Annotated in this window: 3 protein-coding genes; 2 read left to right on the top strand and 1 reads right to left on the bottom strand. The window is 66.5% G+C overall.

The window, feature by feature from the left end:
• Positions 1-523 (top strand): HAD-IA family hydrolase (locus VNW74_RS01025; protein ID WP_325674748.1); only part of this gene is annotated, 523 nt, incomplete at its 5' end.
• Between the two features lie 8 nt (positions 524-531).
• Positions 532-2,907, top strand: coding sequence for a glycoside hydrolase family 65 protein (locus tag VNW74_RS01020; protein WP_325674747.1), 2,376 nt, complete (start codon positions 532-534; stop codon positions 2,905-2,907).
• Here the strand turns inward: VNW74_RS01020 and VNW74_RS01015 are convergent.
• Positions 2,891-4,627 (bottom strand): GMC family oxidoreductase, encoded by a 1,737-nt coding sequence (locus VNW74_RS01015; RefSeq protein WP_325674746.1) that lies wholly within the window; start codon positions 4,625-4,627, stop codon positions 2,891-2,893. The genes VNW74_RS01020 and VNW74_RS01015 overlap by 17 nt on opposite strands.
• Positions 4,628-4,801 lie beyond the last annotated feature (174 nt).

Here is a 4,801-nt window from a genome sequence, read left to right as displayed (position 1 = left end):
CCGGTCGTTTCTGGCCAGCCGCGGCATCCAACTGCCCGACGGCGACCCCGACGACACGCCCGATAAGGACACCGTCTACGGGTTAGGCACCCGCAAAAACGATGCCTTCCAAGAGACGCTGCAGAACGACGGCGTCAAGGTCTTCGACGGCTCGCGCCGCTACCTGGAAAAGGTGGCCGCCGCCGGTCTCGCTACGGCGGTGGTGTCCTCCAGCGCCAACACTCGCCAGGTGCTGGAGATCACCGGGCTCGACAAGTTCATTCAGCAGCGCGTCGACGGCGTGACCCTGCGCGAGGAACACATCGCCGGCAAGCCCGCACCGGACTCGTTTCTGCGTGCGGCACAACTGCTGAACGTCTCCCCCGCCGAAGCGGCCGTGTTCGAGGACGCGCTTTCCGGCGTCGCCGCCGGGCACGCCGGCCACTTCGGTTACGTGGTAGGCGTTGACCGCGTTGGCCAAGCCGACGAATTACGCAGCCACGGCGCCGATGTCGTGGTCACCGACCTCGGCGATCTGCTGTAGGCGCCGAGATGATCCCGGATAACACCTTCCCCGTCGAACCCTGGCAGCTCCGCGAGACCCGCCTGGACCTCGACGTGCTGGCGCAATCGGAATCGCTGTTCGCGCTGTCTAACGGGCACATCGGAATTCGCGGCAACCTCGACGAAGGCGAGCCGCACGGCCTGCCCGGCACGTATCTGAACTCGTTCTACGAGGTCCGGCCGTTGCCCTACGCCGAAGCGGGCTACGGCTACCCGGAAGCCGGACAAACCGTCGTCGACGTCACCAACGGCAAGATCCTGCGCCTGCTGGTCGACGACGAGCCGTTCGACGTTCGCTACGGCAAGCTGTTGAGCCACGAGCGGGTGCTTGACCTGCGGGCCGGCACGCTGAAGCGATACGCGCACTGGGAGTCACCGGTCGGCAAGCAGGTGATGGTGACCTCGACCCGGCTGGTGTCGCTGGCACAGCGCAGCGTTGTCGCCATCGAATACATCGTCGAGGCGGTCGACGAATTCGTCCGTGTCACAGTGCAATCCGAGCTAGTCGCCAACGAGGACCAGCCCACTACGTCGGGCGATCCGCGGGTTGCGGCCATCCTCGACAGACCGCTGGAGCCCGTCCAACACGAGGACACCAAATGCGGTGCACTGCTGATGCACCGGACGCGCGCCAGTGCGTTGATGATGGCCGCCGCGATGGACCACGAAGTCGAGGTAGAAGGCCGCGTGGAGATCACCAACGACGCGGGCGACGACCTCGCCCGCACGACCGTGATCTGCGGGCTGCGGCCGGGCCAGCAACTGCGCATCGTGAAATACCTCGCATACGGCTGGTCAAGCCAGCGCTCACGTCCGGCGCTGCGCGACCAGGCCGCCGCCGCTTTGCACAGCGCGCGCTACAGCGGGTGGCAGGGCCTGGTGGACGCCCAGCGCAAGATTCTCGACGACTATTGGGACGGCGCCGATGTGGAGGTCGAAGGCGACCCCATATGCCAGCAGGCGGTGCGGTTCGGGCTGTTCCACCTGCTGCAGGCCAGTGCACGAGCCGAGCGGCGCGGCATCGCGAGCAAAGGCCTGACCGGCACCGGGTACGACGGCCACATCTTCTGGGACACCGAGGGATTCGTTCTTCCGGTGCTGACCTATACCTTGCCGCACGCAGCCGCCGATGCATTGCGGTGGCGCGCTACAACTTTGGATTTGGCAAGGGAGCGCGCCGCACAGCTGGACCTCAAGGGTGCCAGCTATCCGTGGCGAACGATTCGCGGCCAGGAATGCTCGGCCTACTGGCCGGCCGGAACCGCCGCGTGGCACATCAACGCCGACATCGCAATGGCTTTCGAGCGCTATCGGATCGTCAGCGGCGACGAGTCGCTGGAGAGGGACTGCGGGCTGGAAGTGCTCATCGAGACGGCCCGGCTGTGGCATTCACTCGGCCATCACGACCGCCACGGAGTATGGCACCTGGACGGGGTTACCGGTCCCGACGAATACACCGCGATCGTGCGCGACAACGTGTTCACCAACATGATGGCGGCACACAACCTGCGGGTTGCCGCCGACGCGTGCGCCCGGCACTCCGAGACCGCTCGCGAGCTGGGCGTGACCACCGAAGAAACCGCCGCGTGGCGAGATGCCGCCGACGCGGCGCACATTCCCTTCGACGAAGAGCTTGGCGTGCATCCGCAGTCCGAAGGCTTCACCACCTACGCCGAGTGGGACTTCGACGAGAAGACAACCTACCCGCTGCTGCTGCACGAGCCGTACGCGCTGCTCTATCCCGCGCAGGTGGTCAAGCAGACCGATCTGGTTTTGGCCATGTACTGGCAGAGCCACAAATTCAGCGACGAGCAGAAGGCGCGCAACGTCGACTACTACGAGCGGCGCACGGTGCGCGACTCGTCACTGTCGGCCTGCACCCAAGCGGTGATGTGCGCCAACGTCGGGCATGTGGAGCTGGCGCACGACTACACCTATGAGGCGGCTCTGGTCGACCTGCGCGACCTGCACCACAACACCCGCGACGGCTTGCACATGGCGTCGCTGGCCGGCGCGTGGACCGCTCTGGTCGCCGGCTTCGGCGGCCTGCGGGACGACGAGGGCATGCTGTACCTCAACCCGTATCTGCCCGACGGCATCTCACGGCTGCGATTCCGGTTGCGCTGGCGCGACTTCCGGTTGACCGTGGACGTCATCCACGACGAAGTGACCTACACGCTGCGGGACGGTCCCGGGGGTGGATTGACGATCCGGCACGCCGGTGAGGACGTCGAGCTCAGCACCAGCGCTCCGACAACGATCACGCTGCACAAGCGTGAGCCGCTGCTGCCCACGCCGCAGCAACCACCCGGACGCGCGCCGCTGCACCGGAACGCGTACCGGTCGGTTAGCCAGCCGAGCTGATCGGCTCGATCGGCAGCCAGCGCAGCGCGCCGGGCGCGTCGGCGGGCACCACCGGATGCTGCGGCGCGATCGGGTCCAACCGACGGTACGACTCGCCCTGGCGTGGCCGCAGATCGTTCTGGCCCTTGTTCGGCCACAGCGACGCGGCCCGCTCGGCCTGCGCTGTGATCGACAGCGACGGGTTGACCCCCAGGTTCGCCGAGATGGCTGCGCCATCGGTGACGAACAGCGTCGGGTAGCCGTACACCCGCTGGTATGGGTCGATGACCCCGTGTTCCGGGCTGTCGCCGATCGCGGCGCCGCCGAGGAAGTGCGCGGTCAGCGGGATGTTGAACAGCTCGCCCCAAGTTCCGCCGGCGACCCCGCCGATCTTGGCGGCGATGCGGCGGGTCACCTCGTTGCCGACCGGGATCCACGTCGGGTTCGGCTCGCCATGCCCCTGTTTGCTGACATAGCGGCGACGGCCCAGCTTGCCGCGTTTGGTGAACGTCGTGATCGAGTTGTCGAGATGCTGCATCACCAGCGCGATCACGGTCCGCTCGCTCCACTGACGGGGATTGAGCATTCGAAGTATGCCGCGCGGATCCTCGCCGGCTTGATCCAACAGTTGCCTCCATCGCGGCACATCGCTGCCGCCGGGGCCGGGGCCGTCGGTCATCAAGGTCTGCAGCAGCCCCATCGCGTTGGAACCCTTGCCGTATCGGACGGGCTCGACGTGAGTGTCCGAGGTCGGGTGAATCGACGAGGTGATCGCCACCCCGTGGGTCAAGTCCAGGTCCGGCGAGACCTTCAGCGTCGCGGCACCGACGATCGATTCGGAGTTGGTGCGGGTCAGCACGCCCAGCCGGTCGGACAGCCCGGGCAACTTGCCCTTGTCGCGCATCTTGAACAGCAGGTGCTGGGTGCCCCAGGTGCCGGCGGCCAGCACCAGGTGGGTCGCGGTGAAGGTGTGCTTCTTGCGACGCAGCCAACGGCCGGTGCGAGCGGTGCGGACTTGCCAGATCCCGTCGGAGCGCTGCTCGAACCCGGTGACGGTGGTCATCGGAATGACCTCGGCCCCAGCGGATTCCGCTAGGCCCAGGTAGTTCTTCAGCAACGTGTTTTTGGCGCCGTAGCGGCAGCCGGTCATGCAGGATCCGCACTCCAGACAACCGGTGCGGGCCGGGCCGGCGCCGCCGAAGTATGGGTCGGGCACCGTCTCGCCGGGTGTCTTGGTGCCGTCGGGCCCGAAGAACACGCCCACCGGGGTCGGCACGAACGTGTCGCCCACGCCCATGTCGTCGGCGACCTGCTTGACGATGCGATCCGCGTCGGTGAACGTCGGGTTGCTTACCACGCCCAGCATCCGCTGCGCCTGCTGGTAATGCGGCGTCAGCTCGGCGCGCCAGTCGGTGATATGCGACCACTGCCTGTCGGCGAAGAACGGCTCCGGCGGCACGTACAACGTGTTGGCGTAGTTCAGCGATCCCCCGCCGACGCCAGCCCCGGCCAGGATCATCACGTTGCGCAGGAGGTGGATGCGCTGGATGCCGTACATGCCGAGCTTGGGCGCCCACAGGAACTTGCGCAGATTCCACGAGGTCTTGGCGAAATCCTCGTCAGAGAACCGGCGACCGGCCTCGAGCACGCCGACGCGGTAACCCTTCTCGGTCAACCGCAGCGCGGTGACACTGCCCCCGAAACCCGAACCGATGATCAGGACGTCGTAATCCGGTTTCACCGCACCAGTATGGGCTTACCCGGCGGTAACGAGCCAGCAAGGTCGCCAACTCGTACCTGGCTGCGCAGAGCGTCGCCGGCCTGGCCTGTGTTGCTGGTGCGGTGTGGAGACCGCCCCGCCTTTATTGGATCGTTTCCAATTTGCCATCTAATTGAGACATTTTTCTTGCCATGC

Source organism: Mycobacterium sp., from assembly GCF_035570115.1.
GTDB lineage: Bacteria > Actinomycetota > Actinomycetes > Mycobacteriales > Mycobacteriaceae > Mycobacterium.
Note: the sequence above shows the minus strand (reverse complement) of the source record. Positions and strands in the feature narration are given on the sequence as shown.